Source organism: Roseateles sp. P5_E4 (assembly GCF_054049255.1).
Window position 1 is genome coordinate 152,823 of the sequence record NZ_JBFUMS010000003.1, and the last position, 19,225, is coordinate 172,047.

The 19,225-nt window shown below is 66.5% G+C and carries 15 protein-coding genes; 14 read left to right on the forward strand and 1 reads right to left on the reverse strand.

Annotated features, from left to right (window positions below; all coding sequences use genetic code 11):
- Positions 1–5: 5 nt before the first annotated feature.
- Entirely contained in the window at positions 6–398 is a 393-nt protein-coding gene (locus ACXJLH_RS07745; RefSeq protein ID WP_057296313.1) for a VOC family protein, read from the reverse strand.
- A gap of 86 nt (positions 399–484) precedes the next feature.
- Here ACXJLH_RS07745 and argA point away from each other — a divergent pair, with 86 nt between their 5' ends.
- From argA to ACXJLH_RS07815, 14 genes are all read left to right on the forward strand, one after another.
- Positions 485–1,828 carry an amino-acid N-acetyltransferase gene (gene argA / locus ACXJLH_RS07750; RefSeq protein ID WP_457394392.1) on the forward strand — a complete coding sequence of 448 codons (1,344 nt, stop codon included), beginning with the start codon at positions 485–487 and terminating at the stop codon, positions 1,826–1,828.
- A gap of 79 nt (positions 1,829–1,907) precedes the next feature.
- Positions 1,908–2,186, forward strand: coding sequence for an oxidative damage protection protein (locus ACXJLH_RS07755; RefSeq protein WP_056198054.1), 279 nt, complete (start codon positions 1,908–1,910; stop codon positions 2,184–2,186).
- Positions 2,187–2,607: 421 nt separating this feature from the next.
- Positions 2,608–2,904: an H-NS histone family protein gene (locus ACXJLH_RS07760; protein ID WP_056198055.1), complete on the forward strand. Its 297-nt coding sequence runs from the start codon at positions 2,608–2,610 to the stop codon at positions 2,902–2,904.
- Between the two features lie 162 nt (positions 2,905–3,066).
- Complete coding sequence (locus ACXJLH_RS07765; protein WP_457394390.1) at positions 3,067–3,222, forward strand: hypothetical protein; 156 nt, start codon at positions 3,067–3,069, stop codon at positions 3,220–3,222.
- A gap of 10 nt (positions 3,223–3,232) precedes the next feature.
- Entirely contained in the window at positions 3,233–6,394 is a 3,162-nt protein-coding gene (locus ACXJLH_RS07770; protein ID WP_457443310.1) for an EAL domain-containing protein, read from the forward strand.
- A 9-nt stretch (positions 6,395–6,403) separates the two neighbouring features.
- Positions 6,404–8,284: a DNA primase gene (gene dnaG, locus ACXJLH_RS07775; RefSeq protein WP_457443312.1), complete on the forward strand. Its 1,881-nt coding sequence runs from the start codon at positions 6,404–6,406 to the stop codon at positions 8,282–8,284.
- Between the two features lie 341 nt (positions 8,285–8,625).
- Entirely contained in the window at positions 8,626–10,875 is a 2,250-nt protein-coding gene (gene rpoD / locus ACXJLH_RS07780; RefSeq protein WP_457443314.1) for an RNA polymerase sigma factor RpoD, read from the forward strand.
- 61 nt (positions 10,876–10,936) lie between these two features.
- Positions 10,937–11,905, forward strand: coding sequence for an adenylate/guanylate cyclase domain-containing protein (locus ACXJLH_RS07785; RefSeq protein WP_056198063.1), 969 nt, complete (start codon positions 10,937–10,939; stop codon positions 11,903–11,905).
- A 3-nt stretch (positions 11,906–11,908) separates the two neighbouring features.
- Positions 11,909–12,997: a ferrochelatase gene (gene hemH, locus ACXJLH_RS07790; RefSeq protein WP_457443316.1), complete on the forward strand. Its 1,089-nt coding sequence runs from the start codon at positions 11,909–11,911 to the stop codon at positions 12,995–12,997.
- Between the two features lie 17 nt (positions 12,998–13,014).
- Positions 13,015–13,416 (forward strand): RNA-binding S4 domain-containing protein, encoded by a 402-nt coding sequence (locus ACXJLH_RS07795; protein ID WP_056198069.1) that lies wholly within the window; start codon positions 13,015–13,017, stop codon positions 13,414–13,416.
- Positions 13,417–13,497: 81 nt separating this feature from the next.
- On the forward strand, positions 13,498–14,022 hold the full coding sequence (gene grpE / locus ACXJLH_RS07800; RefSeq protein ID WP_056198072.1) for a nucleotide exchange factor GrpE: 525 nt from the start codon (positions 13,498–13,500) through the stop codon (positions 14,020–14,022).
- A 127-nt stretch (positions 14,023–14,149) separates the two neighbouring features.
- Complete coding sequence (gene dnaK, locus ACXJLH_RS07805) at positions 14,150–16,114, forward strand: molecular chaperone DnaK (RefSeq protein ID WP_056198074.1); 1,965 nt, start codon at positions 14,150–14,152, stop codon at positions 16,112–16,114.
- 67 nt (positions 16,115–16,181) lie between these two features.
- Positions 16,182–17,336, forward strand: coding sequence for a molecular chaperone DnaJ (dnaJ, locus tag ACXJLH_RS07810; RefSeq protein WP_056198076.1), 1,155 nt, complete (start codon positions 16,182–16,184; stop codon positions 17,334–17,336).
- A 243-nt stretch (positions 17,337–17,579) separates the two neighbouring features.
- Positions 17,580–19,220, forward strand: a complete 1,641-nt coding sequence (locus ACXJLH_RS07815; protein ID WP_457443318.1) for a response regulator — start codon at positions 17,580–17,582, stop codon at positions 19,218–19,220.
- Positions 19,221–19,225: the final 5 nt, after the last annotated feature.

Below are 19,225 nucleotides of genomic sequence, written 5' to 3' on the forward strand. Positions count from 1 at the left end.
GCGCTTTATTCGCTGCGCGGGAAGTAGCTGATGACCTGGATCACGGCGCCCTGCGGGTCTTGCAACACGGCCATGCGGCCGATCGTCGGAATGTCGAAGGGGCCGGCGCAGACGGTACCGCCGAGGCTTTTGGCCTTCTCGACCGTCGCATCACAGTTCTCGACGGTCACATAGGCGCCCCACATCGCCGGGCCGGGCTGCTGCTGGGTCATGACGCCGCCGACAGCCACCTCGCCCACCTTGACGACGTGATAGTCGCCTTGACCCATGTTCATGGTGTCGAAGCTCCAGCCGAACAGGGTGCCGTAGAACTCGCAGGCCTTCTTGGGGTCGGGGCTGGACAACTCGTTCCAGCTGAAGGCGCCGGGGGTCATGTAGACGTCTTGATAGTCCTTCATCGCGGTCTCCGGGTGGTGGGGCGGCCATCGTCGGAGCCGAACATGACAGCGTCAAGTGACCCGCGTCACGGGCGACAATTCGGCCCATGACCGGTCTTGTCTTTCCCCACACCTTCGTGCCCTGGTTCCGCGCCGTGGCGCCGTATATCCATGCCTACCGCGGCGAGACCTTCGTCGTCGGCATGCCGGGCGAGCTGATCGCGGCAGGCAAGCTCAATGCCTTCGTGCAGGACCTGGCCATCCTGCATGCCATGGGCATCAAGATCGTCCTGGTGCACGGCTTTCGGCCCCAGGTCAACGAGCAACTCGCTGCCAAGGGCCAGACGCCCCGCTTCAGCCATGGCCGCCGCATCACCGACGCCGTAGCCCTGGATTGCGCCCAGGAGGCCGCCGGCCAGTTGCGTTTCGAGATCGAGGCGGCCTTCAGCCAGGGCTTGCCCAACACGCCGATGGCCAATGCGACGGTGCGCGTCGTCTCCGGCAATTTCCTGACCGCCCGGCCGGTCGGCATCGTCGACGGCGTGGACTTCCAGCATTCAGGCCTGGTGCGCAAGGTCGACGCCGCAGCCATCCAGCGCGCCATGGACATTGGCGCCATCGTGCTGCTGTCCCCCTTCGGCTTCTCACCCACGGGTGAGGCTTTCAATCTGTCGATGGAGGACGTGGCCACGTCCACAGCCATCGCGCTGCAGGCCGACAAGCTGCTGTTCGTCTGCGAGGTCGACGGCGTGCCCGAGAACCCGGGCGACCCGGACAGCCCCATCGATACCGAGCTGGCCGTGGCCGATGCGGACCGCATGCTGGCCAAGGCCGGCCCGGCGCCCCAGCCGACCGACGTCGCGTTCTACCTGCGCCATTGCGCCGAGGCCTGCCGTGCCGGCGTCGAGCGCTCACACATCATCCCGTTCGCGGTGGACGGCGCGCTGCTGCAGGAGGTCTACACCCACGACGGCATCGGCACCATGGTCGTCGATGAGAAGCTGGAGAGCTTGCGCGAGGCCAGCGCCGACGACGTGGCCGGCATCATCCAGCTCATCGAACCCTTCGAGCGCGACGGCACCCTCGTCAAGCGCAGCCGGACCGAGATCGAGCGCGACGCCGAGCTCTACACCGTCATCGAGCACGACGGCGTCATCTTCGGTTGTGCCGCCCTTTACCCCTATGTCGAGGCGCGCACCGCCGAGATGGCCGCACTGACCGTCTCCGCCGAAGTACAAGGTCAGGGCGACGGCGACCGCCTGTTGAAAAGAATCGAGCAGCGCGCCAAGGCCCAGGGCCTGGACAGCATCTTCGTGCTGACCACACGCACCATGCATTGGTTCATCAAGCGCGGTTTCCAGCAGGTGGACCCGGAATGGCTGCCCGAAGAGCGCAAGCGCAAATACAACTGGGACCGGCGCTCGCTGGTGCTGGTCAAACGATTCAACTAAGCCCCGCCGGGTTCGCCCAAACGGCCGCCGCGCTAAAGTGCCGGCCGTTTCTCATTTCTCGTGTTTGTAGGAGTCCGCCATGCCCCGCACCGTTCAATGTGCCTATCTGAAGAAGGAAGCCGAAGGGCTGGACTTCCCGCCCTACCCGGCTCATACCGAACTCGGCAAGAAGGTGTGGGAAAGCGTCAGCAAGGAAGCTTGGGCGGCCTGGATGAAGCATCAGACCATGCTGGTCAATGAAAACCGCCTCAACCTCGCCGACCAGCGTGCCCGCCAATACCTGATGCGCCAAGCTGAACAGTTTTTCTTCGGCACAGGTGCCGAAGCGGTGGCGGGCTATGTACCGCCATCGGCCTGAGCGCAGCTCAGGTGAAAAACTGTGGGGGATGCTCATCTGCGCGCAGCGCAGGTGATGCAGCCACCAACAATTTCTTTGGTACCGGTGCGGAACAAGTGGCCGGCTACGTGCCGCCGGCCAACGAATAAGCGCAAATCACCGCATATGTGCAGGGCCGGGACGCAAGTCGCCGGCCTTTTCTCTTTCAGTTTTGCAAGGCTGCCGTCGCTGCAGAACGCCGGCCGGCCCCGCCAAATCGGCAAATAGCCCGAACCGGCAAGAAACTCGTCGCAACCGACCAACGAAAACTCTTGCATTTATGCTGCCCGTCGGGATTTAATTCGCCTACGGAGATACTCGCGGTCAATCGGCCCCAAGGCTCCGGGGCCGCGGCGGTCAATGTCGCGAGTCTCCCCGCTCAAATCGCAAGAGGAATAGCAGCATGTCCACTCTGAAAGAACTCCTGGCCCAGCGCGAGGCACTTGATCAACAGATCAGCCAAACCAAGGACCGCGAACGCAGCGAAGCGGTGGCCAAGGTGAAATCCCTGATGAGCGAATATGGCCTGACGGTGGCCGACCTCAGCACGCGCACGCCCAAGCCGGCCAAGGTGTCCAAGGTGGCCGCCAAGTATCGCAACCAGGCCACCGGTGAAACCTGGAGTGGCCGGGGCCTGCAGCCCAAATGGCTCAAGGCTGCCGTTGCAGGCGGTGCCAAGCTGACCGATTTCTCCGTCTGACCGGCAATTCCTGCAGGCCAATTGCCCGGCATACGCCGGCGATTTGACTGCGGGGTTTGAACAGATTCCCGCTGCCGGCGCCCGCTGGCGCGGCCGACCAGGGCCATCCATCTACGGGATGGCCCTTTTCCTTTTTGGTGCAGGTCCCGCCTAAACTGCGCCATGCCTTTCGTCACGCTGCCAGCGACCCTGTGCCTGGGGTTTTCCCAGGGATCGTCGCGCTATGGCGGCGACGAGATTGCGGCGATGCCGGATTTTTGCCACCCATTCACCTGGCCAGCGCCCTGCGTGCGCGCGCTGACCCAGGTATCGGCCTGAGGCCCCGGCCATGGATCTGCATTCCGGCCACCCGGAATCCGACGAACACGCCCCGGACCTGAGCGTCCAGGCGCCGCCCTCCACGACCCTGCCACCTGGCCCGCGCCGCATCCATGACCGCCGCCGCGGCTGGCGCCGTCTGCGCCGCGTCGGCCTGGCCGCGCTGGCCGGCCTGGGGGGCGGCCTGGTTACCGCCTGGGGGCTCGCCGCCGATGCGCTGCCGCCTCTGCTGCGCATTCCCCAACCCGCTGCGGCCATGCCAGCGCAGGACCTGCTGGTGCCCATGCTGCTGGCGGCTCTGGGCCTGCTGACGCTATGGCGGCTGAGCGCCTGGGTGCTGCCGCTGGTCATGGCGGGCTTGCTGCTGGGCGCCGGGCTGCCCTTGCTGGCGCGCTCGCCCGCGGATCCGGCAGCAGCACTGGACCTGCTGATCTCGGCACCCGTGCTCACGGCGCTGGCCCTGCCCCTGCTCGCGATCGCTTTGAATCGCACGCTGATGCGCCGGCTGCGCCTGACGGGCCGGCTCACTGGTCGCCGCGAAGTCCTTCTTTTCGGCCTGCTGGGTGGACTGGCCGCACCGGTACTGGCTGGCCTGTTCGCACTGGCAGCCTCGATGGCCGCGGGACTGACCCGAAGCGGCGCGCTTGGTGGCGCGCTGGAACTCGCGGCCGCCTGGGGCTTTGGGCTGCTCTGCGCCGGTACCTGCCTGCAGGCCAGCACCCAACGCCCGCGCCGCGGCGGCCGCTGGGCCGCCCGCATGCTGGCCACAGCGGCCGTTCTTGCCCAGGCGGCCCTGATCTGGCTGCCGGAGGCCGGCGCCGCGCTGCTGTTGCCACATCTGCTCCTCTGTCTGCATGCCCTGCAAGCCTCGCCTCGCGCCAATGCCATGCTGGGTGCCGGCCTGCTGGGTCTGTGGGCACTCAGCGCGCCGCCGGCCCTGCTCTCCTATGCCTTGGGCGCTGGCTTCGCCTTGCTGCCACTGGTCCTTATCGCGCTGAGCCACCACCAGTTGCGCGACCGGGACGGCTGGCGCAGCGCCCTGGATGCCCAGGGCCTGGCCCTGGCCGAGTGGCGCCTGCCCGAGGGCCGCCGCCACGCGTCGGCGCGCTGGCAGGCCCTGACGACGCCCGTCGACGGCACCGCAGCCGGCAGTGCGCCGCTGGACTGGGTACGCCTGGCTCACCCGCGCGACCGCGAACCGGTGCGCCGTGCGCTGCGCGAGCTGCTGGCCGACCCGCAGCTCAACCAACTGGGTGTGTCGCTGCGGCTGGCGGCCGACGGCGGCGACTGGCGCTGGCATGAGCTGCAGGCCCATGTCCCGCTGCGCGACCGCCAGGGCCGCGCGCGTGGCCTCATCGCAACGCTGGCGGATGTCAGCTGGCGCCACACGGCCGAGGAACGCGAGCGCATGTCGGCCACCCTCTTCCAGCAGGCCAGCGAGGGTCTGGCTGTCATCGACACGCAGTGGCGCGTCGTCGAGGTCAACTCAGCCTATTGCGACATCCTGCATGCACCGCGCGAGGCTCTCGTCGGCCGGCCGGCCACACCGCTGAGCATCCCCAATCTGCAGCGCAGTGGCCACGAGACCGTCGAGCTGCAGACAGCGCTGAATGATGGCCTGTCATGGAGCGGCCAGTTGCAGGCCGAGCTTGAGGACGGCGGCCGACACGTCTTCTCGGCCAAACTCAGCCCCGTGCCGGAGCCCGACGGCGTCAGCCCGAGGTGGCGGCTGCTCAGCCTGACCGACCTCGGCGAGAGCCTGCGCCAGCAGGACCTGCTGCGCCGCAGCCTGCGCTTTGACGTCGCCACCGGCCTGCCCAACCGCGACGAGTTCATGCGGCGGCTGCAGCTGGCCCTGGTCGCGGCCAACCGCGACGGCTTCAGGCTCGTTGTCGGCCTCATCGACCTCGACGACTTCGCCCGCGTCAACGCGGAGCACGGCCAGCTTGTCGCGGATTCCGTGCTGCTTCAACTCAGTGGCCGATTGCAAGCCACATTGCGCGGCTCGCGTGGCGCCGCGCCAGATACCGCCGACCAGCTGGCCCGGCTGCATGGCGACGAGTTCGCCGTGCTGATGCGCGTGCAGACGCCCGAAGAGGCCCAGCGCGCCGCCGACCGCCTGCTGGCGGTGCTGTCCACGCCGGTCGCCATCCGCGAGAACCGTGTCGGCAACGGCCTGGCCATTGAAATCGGCGCCAGCATGGGCGCCACCCTCTATCCCCAGGACGACGCCGACCCGGAAACGCTGCTGCGCCACGCCGGCCACGCCCTCTACCGCGCCAAACATGCAGGCCGCGGCGGCATCCAGTTCCATGACCCGACGCTGGACCAGCGCGATGAGGCCGGCATGATTGCCGTCGCGCGACTCCAACGCGCCCTGGACAGCAATGAACTGCTGCTGCACTACCAGCCGCAGATCGACCTGCGCAGCGGCCAGGTCATGGGTGTGGAAGCCCTGCTGCGCTGGCAGCACCCCGAGCGCGGCCTGCTCGCACCGGCGCATTTCCTGCCGCTGGTCGAGGCGACCGGCCTGGCCGTGCAGATCGGCGACTGGGTCATCGAGCAGGCCCTGGCGCAGGCGATGGCCTGGCTGCGCGCCGGTGTCAACGATGGCAAGGGTCTGCCGGTCAGCGTCAACGTCGGCGCCCGCCAGCTGCGCCGCCACGACTTCCCGCAGCGCCTGCAGGAACTCATCCAGCGCCAGTCGCCTGAGGTCGCCCATCTGCTGCACCTGGACGTGCTGGAGTCCGACGCACTGGTCGAGACGGTCGCCACCCAAGCCCTCATCCAGCGCTGCCTGGGTCTGGGCATTGGCATTGCGCTGGACGACTTCGGCGCCGGCTACTCGCGGCTCAGTTCACTCAAGCGCCTGCCTGTGGACACCCTCAAGCTCGACCGCAGCTATGTGCAGGGCATGCTGGGCGATGCCCAGGACCTGTCGCTCGTCGAGAGCGTCATCGGCCTGGCGCGCAATATCGGTTGTGCCGTGCTGGCCAAGGGTGTCGAGAGCCGCGCCCATGCGCGCGAGCTGTTGCGCCTGGGCTGCCGCCTCGGCCAGGGCAACGGCATCGCGGCGGCCATGCCCGGGCCGGCCCTGCCGGGCTGGATGCAAGCCTTTGCCAACAGCGACTGGATTGCGCAGTTGCGCAGCCCGTCCCAGGCCAATCTCTAAAATCCACGGGTGATCCCGCCCGGCTTTATTCAGGACCTGCTCTCCCGCGTCGACATCGTCGACGTGGTGGGTCGCCATGTCGAGCTCAAAAAGGCGGGCATCAACCACAAGGGTCTGTGCCCCTTCCATGGGGAAAAGTCGCCGAGCTTCATCGTCAGCCCGAGCCGCCAGACCTACCACTGCTTCGGCTGCGGCGTGCACGGCAATGCCATCGGCTTCCTGATGGAACACACCGCTGCGACCTTTGTCGAAGCGGTGGAGGACCTGGCCCAGCAGGTCGGCATGCAGGTGCCGCAGGACGAACGCAGCCCCGAACAGCGCGAGCGCGCCAAAGCCGACAAAGCCAGGCAGCAGAGCCTGACCGATGTGCTGGCCCGCGCGGCGGAGTTCTACAAGGCCCAGCTGCGCCAGGCGCCCCGGGCCGTCCAGTACCTGAAGGGCCGCGGCCTGACCGGCCAGATCGCAGCCCGCTTCGGCCTTGGCTATGCGCCCGAAGGCTGGCGTTCGCTGGCCAGCGGCTTCCCCTCGTACGACGATCCGCAACTCGTCGAATCCGGCCTGGTGATTTCGCCCGACGTCGAGCCCGGCGAGGATGCCAAGCGCTACGACCGCTTCCGCGACCGCATCATGTTTCCCATCCGCAACGTGCAAGGCGAGGTCATCGGCTTCGGCGGCCGCGTGCTGGACAAGGGCGAGCCCAAATACCTGAACTCGCCCGAGACGCCCGTCTTCATCAAAGGCCGCGAACTCTACGGCCTCTACGAAGGCCGCCAGGCCATGCGCCAGCGTGGCCACGCCCTGGTCGTGGAGGGCTATATGGATGTCGTCGCCCTCGCTCAATACGGCATCGGCAATGCCGTTGCAACGCTGGGCACGGCTTGCACGGCCGAGCATGTGCACAAGCTCTTCCGGCATACGGACATGGTCGTTTTCAGCTTTGACGGCGACGCCGCTGGCCGCCGCGCTGCCGGCCGGGCGCTTGAAGCCGCTCTGCCCCACGCGACCGAAACCCACGCCGTCAAATTCCTGTTCCTGCCCACCGAGCACGACCCGGACTCCTATGTCCGCGAGCTGGGCGCGGAGGCTTTCGAACGCTGCATCGAGAGTGCCGTGCCGCTGTCGCGCCAGCTCATCACGGTCGCCGCCGAGGGCTGCGACCTCGGCACACCCGAAGGCCGCGCCCGCATGTTGAACCAGGCCAAGCCCCTCTGGGCCCTGCTGCCGGAAGGTCTGTTGCGCCGCCAGCTGCTCGGCGAACTCGCCCGCCAGGGGCAGCTGCCCGAGGCCGAGCTGCAAGCGCTGTGGCTGGGCGCACCCGCACCTGCCGCGGGTGCCACCAAGGAGACGGCGGCACCCGCCGAAAAGCCGCGTTGGCAGCCCAAAGGTGAATGGAAGCCGAAGGGGGAATGGAAAGGCAAAGGCGACTGGAAGTCGCGCCGCGATGCCGAGCCTCGCCCCGCCGGTCCGCGGGTTACGCCGGCGACCGCCGCCGACCACGCCACCCGACTCTTGCTGCAGCACAGCGAGCTCTGGGACAGCCTGCCCGACGAGGACCGCGTCCTGCTGCACGACCTGCCCGGCGGCCATGGCGAGCTCGTCCATTGGCTGGAGCGCCACCTGACCCACCACGGCGCCAGCCCCTGGGCCGTCGTCCAGGCTGGCCTGGCGGCGGAGGGCCATGCGGAGGCCGTGCATCGGCTGGTGCGCAGCGTGCAGGAACTGGGCATCGAGGAGTCCGACCCGGCTGGCGACCTCGCCAGCGCGATCACCGCGCTGCGGTCCCGAGCCCCTGCCGCGTTGCCCGGCGGCAGCGGCGCCACCGACGAGGAACGGCGCCTGGCGCTGGAGGCGTTGGCCCGGTTGCGCGAGCGCCATGGCGTGCAAAGCTAGGGTTTACCTGTCACAGTTTTGCAATTCGGCCGCAAATGGCTGATAATCTTGTGTTTTCCGCGCGCGTCAACAAGAGTGACGGCAGAGAGATGCCGGCCCCGGCCACCCAGCGACACTGGGTAACCCATCAGGGTTTTAATGGCCAAAACATCCGCCAGCTCTGCATACCAAACGATCACGCCAGCTTGTTCGCGCCACGCCAGGGTCCCTCGATCACTCGCTGATTGATACCTTGACGATGAAAGCCACCGCCCCCTGCCCCGCCGGCTTGACGCCGAGCCCGGGTTGGCCGCGGTGGCTGCCGCATTTCTGAATTGACCGCGCAAATACGAAGGACCTGCATGACCGCCAAGAAGACCGCGCCCAAGGCCAGCCCCGCTCCTGCCGAAGAACTCAAGAAGAAGACGGCCGTGAAGGCCGCAGCCGAGGCGCCCGCCAAGACCGCAAAGGCGGCGGCCAAGCCTGCCACGAAGACGGCCAAGGCCGTCGTGGCCGAAGAGGACAAGCCCAAGCGCGGCCGCAAGCCCAAGGCGGCCACCGAGACCAAGAAGGCCGGCGGCAAGAAGGAAGCCGAGGAAGAAGAGGACTTCTCCGACATCGATGCCGAGATCGAGGGCGAAGAGCCGGAAGCCGAAGAGACGGTCGCGGTCGAAGAGGAAACGGTCAAGGCCAAGCCCCTGCGCATGAAGGTCAGCCGCGCCAAGGAGCGCGCGCTGATGCGTGAATTCGGCCTGGAAGAGACCGCACTGACGGAAGAAGAAGCCGTCAAGCGCCGCTCCGAGCTGAAGACCCTCATCAAGATGGGCAAGACGCGGGGTTTCCTGACGCACCAGGAAATCAACGATCACTTGCCCGAGAAGCTGGTCAGCGAGGAAATCCTCGAGGCCATCATCTCGATGCTCAACGACATGGGCATCGCGGTCTACGAGCAGGCGCCCGACGCCGCCACGCTGCTGATCCAGGGCAACACCACTGCCACGTCGACCGAAGAGGAAGCCGAAGAAGCCGCCGAAGCCGCGCTGTCGACGGTGGACTCCGAGTTCGGCCGCACGACCGACCCGGTGCGCATGTACATGCGCGAGATGGGTACGGTCGAGCTGCTGACCCGTGAAGGCGAAATCGAGATCGCCAAGCGCATCGAAGGCGGCCTGCAGGCCATGATGCTGGCGATCTCGGCCTCGCCGACCACCATCGCCCACATCCTCGAGTTCGCCACCAAGATCCGCGCTGGCGAGATGCAGATCTCCGACGTCGTCGACGGCTTCGTGGCCGAAGACGAGGCCGACGACTACGTGGCCGAGGAAGACTTCGACGAGTTCGACGAAGAAGACGACGATGACGGCAACGGCGGCTCCAAGGCCCTGACCAAGAAGCTCGAAGAGCTGAAGAACGCCGCCCTGGTCAAGTTGGACTCGATGTCCGCTGCCTTCGACAAGATGCGCAAGGCGTTCGAGAAAGACGGCTACAAGTCGATCCCGTACAACAAGGCCCAGCAAGCCATCAGCCAGGAGCTGATGACCATCCGCTTCACGGTCAAGACGATCGAGAAGCTGTGCGACATCCTGCGCAGCCAGGTCGACGACGTGCGCCGCTATGAACGCGAGCTGCGCAAGATCGTGGTGGACAAGTGCGGCATGCCGCAAGAGCACTTCATCAAGACCTTCCCGCCCAACGCACTGAACCTGAAGTGGGCCGAGAAGGAAGTCGCCGCCGGCAAGCCGTACAGCATCATCCTGAGCCGCAACCTGCCGCCGGTGCAGGAGCTGCAGCAGAAGTTGACGGACATCCAGGCCAAGGCCGTGGTGCCGCTGGACGACCTCAAGGACATCAACAAGAAGATGAACGAGGGCGAGAAGGCCTCTCGTGACGCGAAGAAGGAAATGATCGAGGCCAATCTGCGCCTCGTGATCTCCATCGCCAAGAAGTACACCAACCGCGGCCTGCAGTTCCTGGACCTGATCCAGGAAGGCAATATCGGCCTGATGAAGGCGGTGGACAAGTTCGAATACCGCCGCGGCTACAAGTTCTCGACGTACGCGACGTGGTGGATCCGCCAGGCCATCACGAGGAGCATTGCCGACCAGGCCCGCACCATCCGCATCCCGGTTCACATGATCGAGACGATCAACAAGATGAACCGCATCTCGCGCCAGCACTTGCAGGAGTTCGGCTACGAGCCGGACGCCCCGACGCTGGCCGAGAAGATGGAGATCCCGGAAGACAAGATCCGCAAGATCATGAAGATCGCCAAGGAGCCGATCTCCATGGAAACGCCGATCGGCGACGACGACGACAGCCACCTGGGCGATTTCATCGAGGACACCAACAACACGGCGCCCATCGAAGCGGCCATGCAGGCCGGCCTGCGCGACGTGGTGAAGGACATCCTCGACTCGCTGACCCCGCGCGAAGCCAAGGTGCTGCGCATGCGCTTCGGCATCGAGATGCAGAGCGACCACACGCTGGAAGAAGTCGGCAAGCAGTTCGACGTGACGCGTGAGCGCATCCGCCAGATCGAGGCCAAGGCGATCCGCAAGCTGAAGCACCCGAGCCGCAGCGACAAGTTGCGTACCTACCTCGACAACCTCTAATCGCTGTATTCGCAACAAAGGCCGGCCTGTCCGGCCTTTCTTACGTCGATAAACTGCCCCCATGACCGCGATCCGCGAGCGCACCGTCCTTTTTGCCGACCTGCGCGGCAGCACCGGGCTGTACGAGGCCCTCGGGAATGCCGAAGCCAGTGGCATGGTCACCCAGACCGTCGGCCAGATCAGCGAAGCCGTGCTGGAAAGCGGCGGCCAGCTGATCAAGACCCTGGGCGACGGCCTGATGGCCGCCTTCGATACGCCGCGCGATGGCGTGCGTGCCGCCCAGCGCATGCAGGAAATGCTCGAACGCACCGTGCAACGCGCGCGCCGCCAGAGCAACCCGCCCATGCTGGCCATGCGGCTGCAAGTGGCGCTGGCGCGTGGCGAGGTCGTCGAGCTCAACGGCGACTGCTTCGGTGACGCCGTCAACGTCGCCGCCCGCCTCATCGACCATGCCGGCGACGGCGAGATCCTCATCACCGCCGAAGTGCTGACGGGCCTGCACCATGCGTCCAAGGGGCGCTTTCGCAGCCTGGACCGCATCTCGGTGCGCGGCCGCGTCGAGCCTGTACACGTCTACCGCATGGACGCGGCGCCCTTGGTCAGCGCCGACGACACCGCGACCCAGTTCGGCGAGCCGATGCGCTCGACGGAGCCGGACGGCATGCGCCTGATCTGGCAGGACCTGGACCGCGTCTTCGACATCGGCGCCATGCCCATCGTGCTAGGCCGCAGCGTGCAGGCCACCTATTGCATCACCGACGCCCGCGTGTCGCGCTCACATGCCCGTATCGACTGGCAAGGCAGCAGCTTTGAGCTGACCGACCTGTCCTATAACGGCACCTACGTGCGCTTCGGTGATTCGGGCGAGCTGCTGAGCCTCAAGCGCGGCAGCTGCACCCTGCACGGCAGCGGCGTCATCGGCCTGGGCGGCATGCCCACGGACGAGCAGTCGCCCATCGTGCGCTTCGAGGTGCTGCACTTCTACGACACCGAGCCCCAGCCCTTCGGCGGCCCGCGTTCTCGCCGCTGACCGATGCCTTTCCTACCTGAACCGCCGCAGCGCCACGGCGCCGCGCCTGCTGGTCCCGACGTCGCCGTGCTGCTCTGCAACCTCGGTACCCCAGACGCACCCGATGCCCCCGCTTTGCGCCGCTACCTGGCCCAGTTCCTGGCCGACCCGCGCGTTGTCGAGATCCCCAGGCTGATCTGGCTGGCCATCCTGCACGGCATCATCCTGCGCGTGCGGCCGGCCAAGTCAGCCGCCAAGTACGCAACGGTATGGACGCCCGAGGGCTCGCCGCTCAAGGTCTGGACAACAAAGCAGGCCAAGCTGCTGCAAGGCGCATTGGGCGGCCGCGCGCGCGTCGCTTTCGCGATGCGTTATGGCCAGCCTGCCATTGCCGCCACGCTCGACGCCCTCAAGCGCGAAGGCGTGCGCCGCGTGTTGGTGCTGCCCGCCTACCCGCAGTACTCGGGCGCGACCACCGCCAGCGTCATCGACGACGTCGCCCGTTGGGCGCTGCGGACCCGTCACCTGCCCGAGCTGCGCTTCATCAACCGCTATCACGATGAGCTGGGCTACATCGCCGCCCTGGCCCAGACCGTGCGCGAGCACTGGCAGCGCGAGGGCCGTGGCGACAAGCTGGTCATGAGCTTTCACGGCATGCCCGAGCGCACCCTGCACCTCGGCGATCCTTACCACTGCGAATGCCTGAAGACCGGCCGCCTGCTGGCCGAGGCGCTGGGGCTGCGAGACGGTGAATGGCTGGTCACCTTCCAGAGCCGCTTCGGCAAGGCCAAGTGGCTGGAGCCCTACACCGAGCCCACGCTGGTCAAGCTGGCCAAGGGCGGCCTCAAGTCCGCCGACGTCATCTGCCCCGGCTTCGCGGTCGACTGCCTGGAGACGCTGGAAGAGATTGCCCAGGAAGCCCGCGCCGCCTTCCTGGCCGCCGGTGGCCAACGCTTTGCCTACATCCCCTGCCTGAACGACCATCCGGCCGGCATCAAGGCACTTGCCAAGGTGACCGAGCGTCATCTGCAGGGCTGGTTCACCGAAGCGCCGCATCCCGACACGCTCGCCCTGCAACGCCAACGAGCCCTGGCTGCCGGAGCCAAGCAGTGAGCGAGGCGCCCAGCTCGATGCGCCTGGACAAATGGCTCTGGGCCGCGCGCTTCTACAAGACCCGCGCCCTTGCCGTCGACGAGATCAATCTCGGCCGCGTGCGCGTGGGCGGCCAGCCGGTCAAGCCGGCGCGCGACGTGAAGGTCGGCGACCTGCTCAGCATCCGCATCGGCACGCTGAGCCGCGAGGTCGAAGTCCTCGGCCTGTCCAACCTGCGTGGCCCGGCGCCGCAAGCCCAGGCCCTGTACGCCGAAACCCAGGCCAGCATCACCGCCCGGGAGGCGGCCGCCGAGGCGCGCCGCCTGGCGCCGGAACCGGCCGACACGATCATGCAAGGTCGTCCGACAAAGCAGGACCGGCGCCGCTTGGCAGACTGGGACCGATGGTCCGTCTCGCTGGATGATGAAGATCCGGGTTGACCCGGATAATCCGTTTTGAATCTCCCCTCTTGAAACCAGGGCATCGCGCCCCATGTCGACGCGATCCCCTCCTTTTCTGCCATGACGACCGAAAACCCCCTGCCCGAAGACGCAGCCGGCGCCGCCGAGCCCACGGCCGCCGAGCTGAACCCCGAAATCAAGATTGCCGAGCTGGAAGGGCGCCTCGCCGAAATGAGCGACGCTTATCTGCGTGCCAAGGCCGAGACCGAGAACGCCCGCCGCCGCGCGGATGAGGATGTGGCCAAGGCCCGCAAGTTCGCCGTCGAAGCCTTCGCCGAGGCCATGCTGCCGGTGATGGACAGCCTGGAGGCGGCCATCGCCACGCCCAGCGCCAGCGTCGACACGGTGCTGGAAGGCGTGCACGCCACGCGACGCCAGCTGTCCAGCGCGCTGGAGCGCAACAAGGTCGTGGAGATCAACCCCGGCCAGGGCGCCAAGTTCGACCCCCACCAGCACCAGGCTATCTCCGTAGTGCCGGCACCGACCCAGGACGCCAACACGGTCGTCGCGGTGCTGCAGAAGGGCTTCCTGATCGCCGACCGCGTGCTGCGGCCGGCCTTGGTGACCGTGTCGGCGCCTCGCTAAGGACCTGGGGACAGACCTTGGCGCGAAGCGACATGCTCTGTCCCCACTAATTCACAGCCTGCCGCCCTTGAAGGACGGCGAGTTATCCACAAATCGAATACATCCAACAAATCTTCAGGAGTTCCAAATGGGAAAGATCATCGGCATTGACCTGGGCACCACGAATTCGTGCGTGGCCGTCATGGAAGGCAACACCACGCGCGTCATCGAGAACGCCGAAGGCGCCCGCACCACGCCGTCCATCATTGCCTACCAGGAAGACGGCGAGATCCTCGTCGGCGCCTCCGCCAAGCGTCAGTCGGTCACCAACCCGAAGAACACGCTGTATGCCGTCAAGCGCCTGATCGGCCGCAAGTTCGCCGAGAAGGAAGTGCAGAAGGACATCGACCTGATGCCCTACACCATCGCCGCCGCCGACAACGGCGACGCCTGGGTGGAAGTGCGCGGCAAGAAGTTCGCGCCTCCCCAGGTCTCGGCCGAAGTGCTGCGCAAGATGAAGAAGACGGCCGAGGACTACCTCGGCGAGGAAGTGACCGAAGCCGTCATCACGGTGCCGGCCTACTTCAATGACGCCCAGCGCCAAGCCACCAAGGACGCCGGCCGCATCGCCGGCCTGGACGTCAAGCGCATCATCAACGAGCCCACCGCCGCGGCCCTGGCCTTCGGCCTGGACAAGCACGGCAAGGGCGACCGCAAGATCGCCGTCTATGACCTCGGCGGCGGCACCTTCGACGTGTCCATCATCGAGATCGCCGACGTCGATGGCGAGATGCAGTTCGAAGTGCTGTCGACCAACGGCGACACCTTCCTGGGCGGCGAGGACTTCGACCAGCGCATCATCGATTTCATCGTCACCGAGTTCAAGAAGGAACAAGGCGTCGACCTGACCAAGGACGTGCTGGCCCTGCAGCGCCTGAAGGAAGCCGCCGAGAAGGCCAAGATCGAGCTGTCCAACTCGTCGCAGACCGACGTCAACCTGCCCTACATCACGGCAGATGCGACCGGTCCGAAGCACCTGAACGTCAAGCTGACCCGCGCCAAGCTGGAGTCGCTGGTGGACGAGCTGATCGAACGCACGATTGCGCCTTGCCGCACCGCGGTGAAGGACGCTGGCGTTGCGCTGACCGACATCGACGACGTCATCCTCGTCGGCGGCATGACCCGCATGCCCAAGGTGCAGGACAAGGTCAAGGAGTTCTTCGGCAAGGAACCGCGCCGTGACGTGAACCCCGACGAGGCCGTGGCCGTCGGTGCCGCCATCCAGGGCCAGGTCCTGGGCGGCGAGCGCAAGGACGTGCTGCTGCTGGACGTCACCCCGCTTAGCCTGGGCATCGAGACCCTGGGCGGCGTGATGACGAAGATGATCAAGAAGAACACGACCATCCCGACCAAGTTCGCGCAGACCTTCTCCACCGCCGACGACAACCAGCCAGCCGTGACGATCAAGGTCTACCAGGGCGAGCGTGAACTGGCGCAAGGCAACAAGAGCCTGGGCGAGTTCAACCTGGAAGGCATCCCGCCGTCGCCGCGCGGCACGCCGCAGATCGAGGTCAGCTTCGACATCGACGCCAACGGCATCCTGCACGTCGGCGCCAAGGACAAGGGCACCGGCAAGGAAAACAAGATCACCATCAAGGCGAACTCGGGCCTGAGCGAGGCCGAGATCGAGAAGATGGTGAAGGATGCCGAAGCCAACGCGGCCGAGGACAAGAAGAAGGTCGAGCTCGTGCAGGCCCGCAACCAGGCCGACGGCATGGTGCACAGCGTGCGCAAGTCGGTCACCGAGCATGGCGACAAGCTCGAAGCGGCCGAGAAGGAAGCGATCGAAGCCGCGGCGAAGGACCTGGAAGAAGCCATCAAGGGCGACGACCAGGCCGACATCGAGGCCAAGACCGAGAAGCTGATGACGGCCAGCCAGAAGCTGGGCGAAAAGATCTACGCCGACCAACAAGGCGCGCAGGCCGCTGCGGCAGCGGCCACAGGCGCCGGTGGTGCTGAACAGCCCCAGGCCGCACCGCAAGGTGAAGCCAAGCGCCCGGCCGACGACAACGTCGTGGACGCCGAGTTCAAGGAAGTCAAGGACAGCAAGTAAGTCCCGCATGACCCCTGGCCCGGGACCGCGACAAGCGTGCCCGGGCCTTTGCCCTTGAAAGAAGACGATGGCGTCCAAGCGCGATTACTACGAAATCCTCGGCGTCGCCAAAAACGCGACCGAGGAAGACATCAAGAAGGCCTACCGCAAGCTGGCCATGAAGCACCACCCCGACCGCAACCAGGGCGACGGGGCGAAGAAGTCCGAGGAAAGCTTCAAGGAGGCCAAGGAGGCCTACGAGATGCTGTCCGACGCGCAAAAGCGCGCGGCCTATGACCAGTACGGCCATGCCGGCGTCGACCCCAACATGGGCGCCGGCCGCGGCGGCCCGGGCGCGGAAGGCTTTGGCGGCTTTGCCGAGGCCTTCGGCGACATCTTTGGCGACATCTTTGGCGGCCAAGGCGGCCAGCGCCGTGGTGCGGGCGGCGGCCAGCAGGTCTACCGCGGCAGTGACCTCAGCTACGCGATGGAGATCACGCTCGAGGAAGCCGCCCGCGGCAAAGAGACGCAGATCCGCATTCCCAGCTGGGAAGGCTGCGAGACCTGTGGCGGCACCGGCGCCAAGCCTGGCACCAGCGCCAAGACCTGCGGGTCATGTCAGGGCTCGGGCACGGTGCACATGCGCCAGGGCTTCTTCAGCATCCAGCAGACCTGCCCGCACTGCCACGGCAGCGGCAAGATCATTCCCGACCCCTGCACGACCTGCAACGGCCAGGGCAAGGTCAAGAAGCAGAAGACGCTGGAAGTGAAGATCCCAGCCGGCATCAACGAGGGCATGCGCATCCGCTCGGCGGGCAATGGCGAGCCCGGCGTGAATGGCGGCCCGAGCGGCGACCTCTACATCGAGATCCGCATCAAGCAGCACGAGATCTTCGAGCGCGATGGCGATGACCTGCATTGCACGATGCCGGTGTCCATGATCACCGCCGCCCTGGGCGGCAACATCGAAGTCCCCACGCTCGGCGGCAAGGCGGAAATCGAACTGCCCGAAGGCACCCAGCACGGCAAGACCTTCCGGCTGCGCGGCAAGGGTATCAAGGGCGTGCGTTCGAGCTATCCGGGCGACCTGTACTGCCACATCGCCATCGAGACGCCGGTCAAGCTGACCGAGCATCAGAAGAAGCTGCTCAAGGAGCTCGATGAGTCGCTGAAGAAAGGGGGCGAGCGCCACTCGCCCAACGCCAAGAGCTGGACGGATCGGGTCAAGGACCTGTTCAAGTAAGCGAGCACCAAACCGGTCAGCGCCGCGGCTTTCGCAAGGAGCCGCGGCTTTTTTACGCCTGTCACGCGCAGCCCGCCTGCGTCGTAAATCACGCCGCGCACCAAAAGAGCGAGTAAACGAGATCTCCCGACTTGACTCATAAACCCTAAAGTCCGTCGACTGTCACCCCAATGACTCATAAGTGACTTCTTCTGCGCGTCTCCTGATCAAAATCCACGGCCCGGCGCCGGGGCGGGAGGCCACATGTTCCTGATGGACCAGACCATCCAGACGGCGTCGGCGTTGATCATCGACAGCAACGCCAATTCACGCAGCCTGATGTCGGCGCAGTTGCGCGACCTGGGTGTCGGCACCGTGCGCCAGACGCCACGCGTGAAGGATGCGCGGGTGATGCTGGAGCATCAGACGTTTGACATCGTGCTGTGCGACTACCACTTCGACAGCAGCGACACCTCGGGCCAGGACCTGCTCGACGAACTCCGCCGTGAAGGCCTGCTGCCCTATTCCACGGTCTTCGTCATGGTGACGAGCGAGGCCACGTACGCCAAGGTGGCCGAGGCCGCCGAAGCCGCGCTCGACGCCTACCTCATCAAGCCCTACACCAGCGCCAACCTCGCCGAGCGCCTGGCCAGTGCGCGCCACCGCAAGCGCGTGCTCAAGGGCATCTTCGAGGCCATCGAGAACCAGGACTTCGAGACGGCCGCCGATCTCTGCCTGGCGCGCTTCGATGCCAAGGACAAGTACTGGCTCTATGCCGCGCGCATCGGTGCCGAGTTGCTGCTGCGGCTGAAGCGCTTCGACGACGCGCGCACGCTGTACGAGGCCATCATCGCTGCCAAGACCGTGCCCTGGGCGCGACTGGGCGTGGCGCGTACCGAGGTGGCCAGCGGCAATTTGCAGGCCGCGCGCCGCACGCTGGAAAACCTCACCGGTGAGCTGCCCGACTACGCCGACTCGCATGACCTGATGGGCCATGTGCAGATGGAACAGGGCGACCTCGCCCAGGCACTCAAGACCTATCAGACCGCCGCGACGCTGACGCCCGGCTGCCTGCTGCGCCTGCAGCGCTGCGGCTCACTGGGTTTTTACGCCGGCCAGCGCGCCGAGGCGCTGAAGATGCTGGAGCGCGCCATGTCCCAGGGCCTGCGCTCCAAGCTCTTCGACATGCTCAGCCTCGTGCTGATCGGCCTGATGCGCTTTGACGCGAAGGATCACAAGGGCTTCAAGTACACCCATGACGCTCTGGCCGCCGCGCTGGAACGCGCGCCGGGCTCCATCCGGCTGCAGCGCTTTGACCTGGTCTTGCGCGGCCTGGCCTTCCTGCTGGAGCGCCGTGTCGGCCAGGCCCTGGTCATGGCACGCGAGGTCACCGAGCATGCCCAGAGCGGCAACTTCGATCTCGAGGCGGCCTCGCTGCTGACGGCGCTGTGGATACGCTTGTCCAGTCAGGAGGTCGAGCTTGAAGAGATGATGCCCATTCTGCGCGGCCTGGGCACGCGCTACTGCTCGGCCAAGGCCAGCACCGAGATCCTCGTGTCCATGTCCGAAGGCCACCAGGGCGCGGCCGAGCAGTTCCGCGATTGTCACCAGCAGATCTTCAATGTCGCCGAGACGGCCATGCGCCACTCGCTGCGTGGCAGCGCCAAGGTGGCCGTCGAGCTGCTGATCCAGCAGGGCGAGGCCACGCGCAACGCCAAGCTCATCGACATGGCCGGCCTGGTGCTGAAACGCCATGCCGAGAAGATCGACGGCGCTTCAAGCCTTGCCGAACAGATCGACGACCTGCACGGGCGCTATGTGAAGCCCATGGGCGGCGGGCCAGGCAAGGCGCGGGCCGCGGGCGGCGTCACGCTGCGCGCGGCGACGGCCGAAATCGCCGCTTGAGCTGA

Coding starts and splice junctions, on each gene's coding strand:
- ACXJLH_RS07745 (WP_057296313.1), bottom strand. CDS start 398: ATGAAGGACTATCAAGACGTCTACATGACCCCCGGCGCCTTCAGCTGG.
- argA (WP_457394392.1), top strand. CDS start 485: ATGACCGGTCTTGTCTTTCCCCACACCTTCGTGCCCTGGTTCCGCGCC.
- ACXJLH_RS07755 (WP_056198054.1), top strand. CDS start 1,908: ATGCCCCGCACCGTTCAATGTGCCTATCTGAAGAAGGAAGCCGAAGGG.
- ACXJLH_RS07760 (WP_056198055.1), top strand. CDS start 2,608: ATGTCCACTCTGAAAGAACTCCTGGCCCAGCGCGAGGCACTTGATCAA.
- ACXJLH_RS07765 (WP_457394390.1), top strand. CDS start 3,067: ATGCCTTTCGTCACGCTGCCAGCGACCCTGTGCCTGGGGTTTTCCCAG.
- ACXJLH_RS07770 (WP_457443310.1), top strand. CDS start 3,233: ATGGATCTGCATTCCGGCCACCCGGAATCCGACGAACACGCCCCGGAC.
- rpoD (WP_457443314.1), top strand. CDS start 8,626: ATGACCGCCAAGAAGACCGCGCCCAAGGCCAGCCCCGCTCCTGCCGAA.
- ACXJLH_RS07785 (WP_056198063.1), top strand. CDS start 10,937: ATGACCGCGATCCGCGAGCGCACCGTCCTTTTTGCCGACCTGCGCGGC.
- hemH (WP_457443316.1), top strand. CDS start 11,909: ATGCCTTTCCTACCTGAACCGCCGCAGCGCCACGGCGCCGCGCCTGCT.
- ACXJLH_RS07795 (WP_056198069.1), top strand. CDS start 13,015: ATGCGCCTGGACAAATGGCTCTGGGCCGCGCGCTTCTACAAGACCCGC.
- grpE (WP_056198072.1), top strand. CDS start 13,498: ATGACGACCGAAAACCCCCTGCCCGAAGACGCAGCCGGCGCCGCCGAG.
- dnaK (WP_056198074.1), top strand. CDS start 14,150: ATGGGAAAGATCATCGGCATTGACCTGGGCACCACGAATTCGTGCGTG.
- dnaJ (WP_056198076.1), top strand. CDS start 16,182: ATGGCGTCCAAGCGCGATTACTACGAAATCCTCGGCGTCGCCAAAAAC.
- ACXJLH_RS07815 (WP_457443318.1), top strand. CDS start 17,580: ATGTTCCTGATGGACCAGACCATCCAGACGGCGTCGGCGTTGATCATC.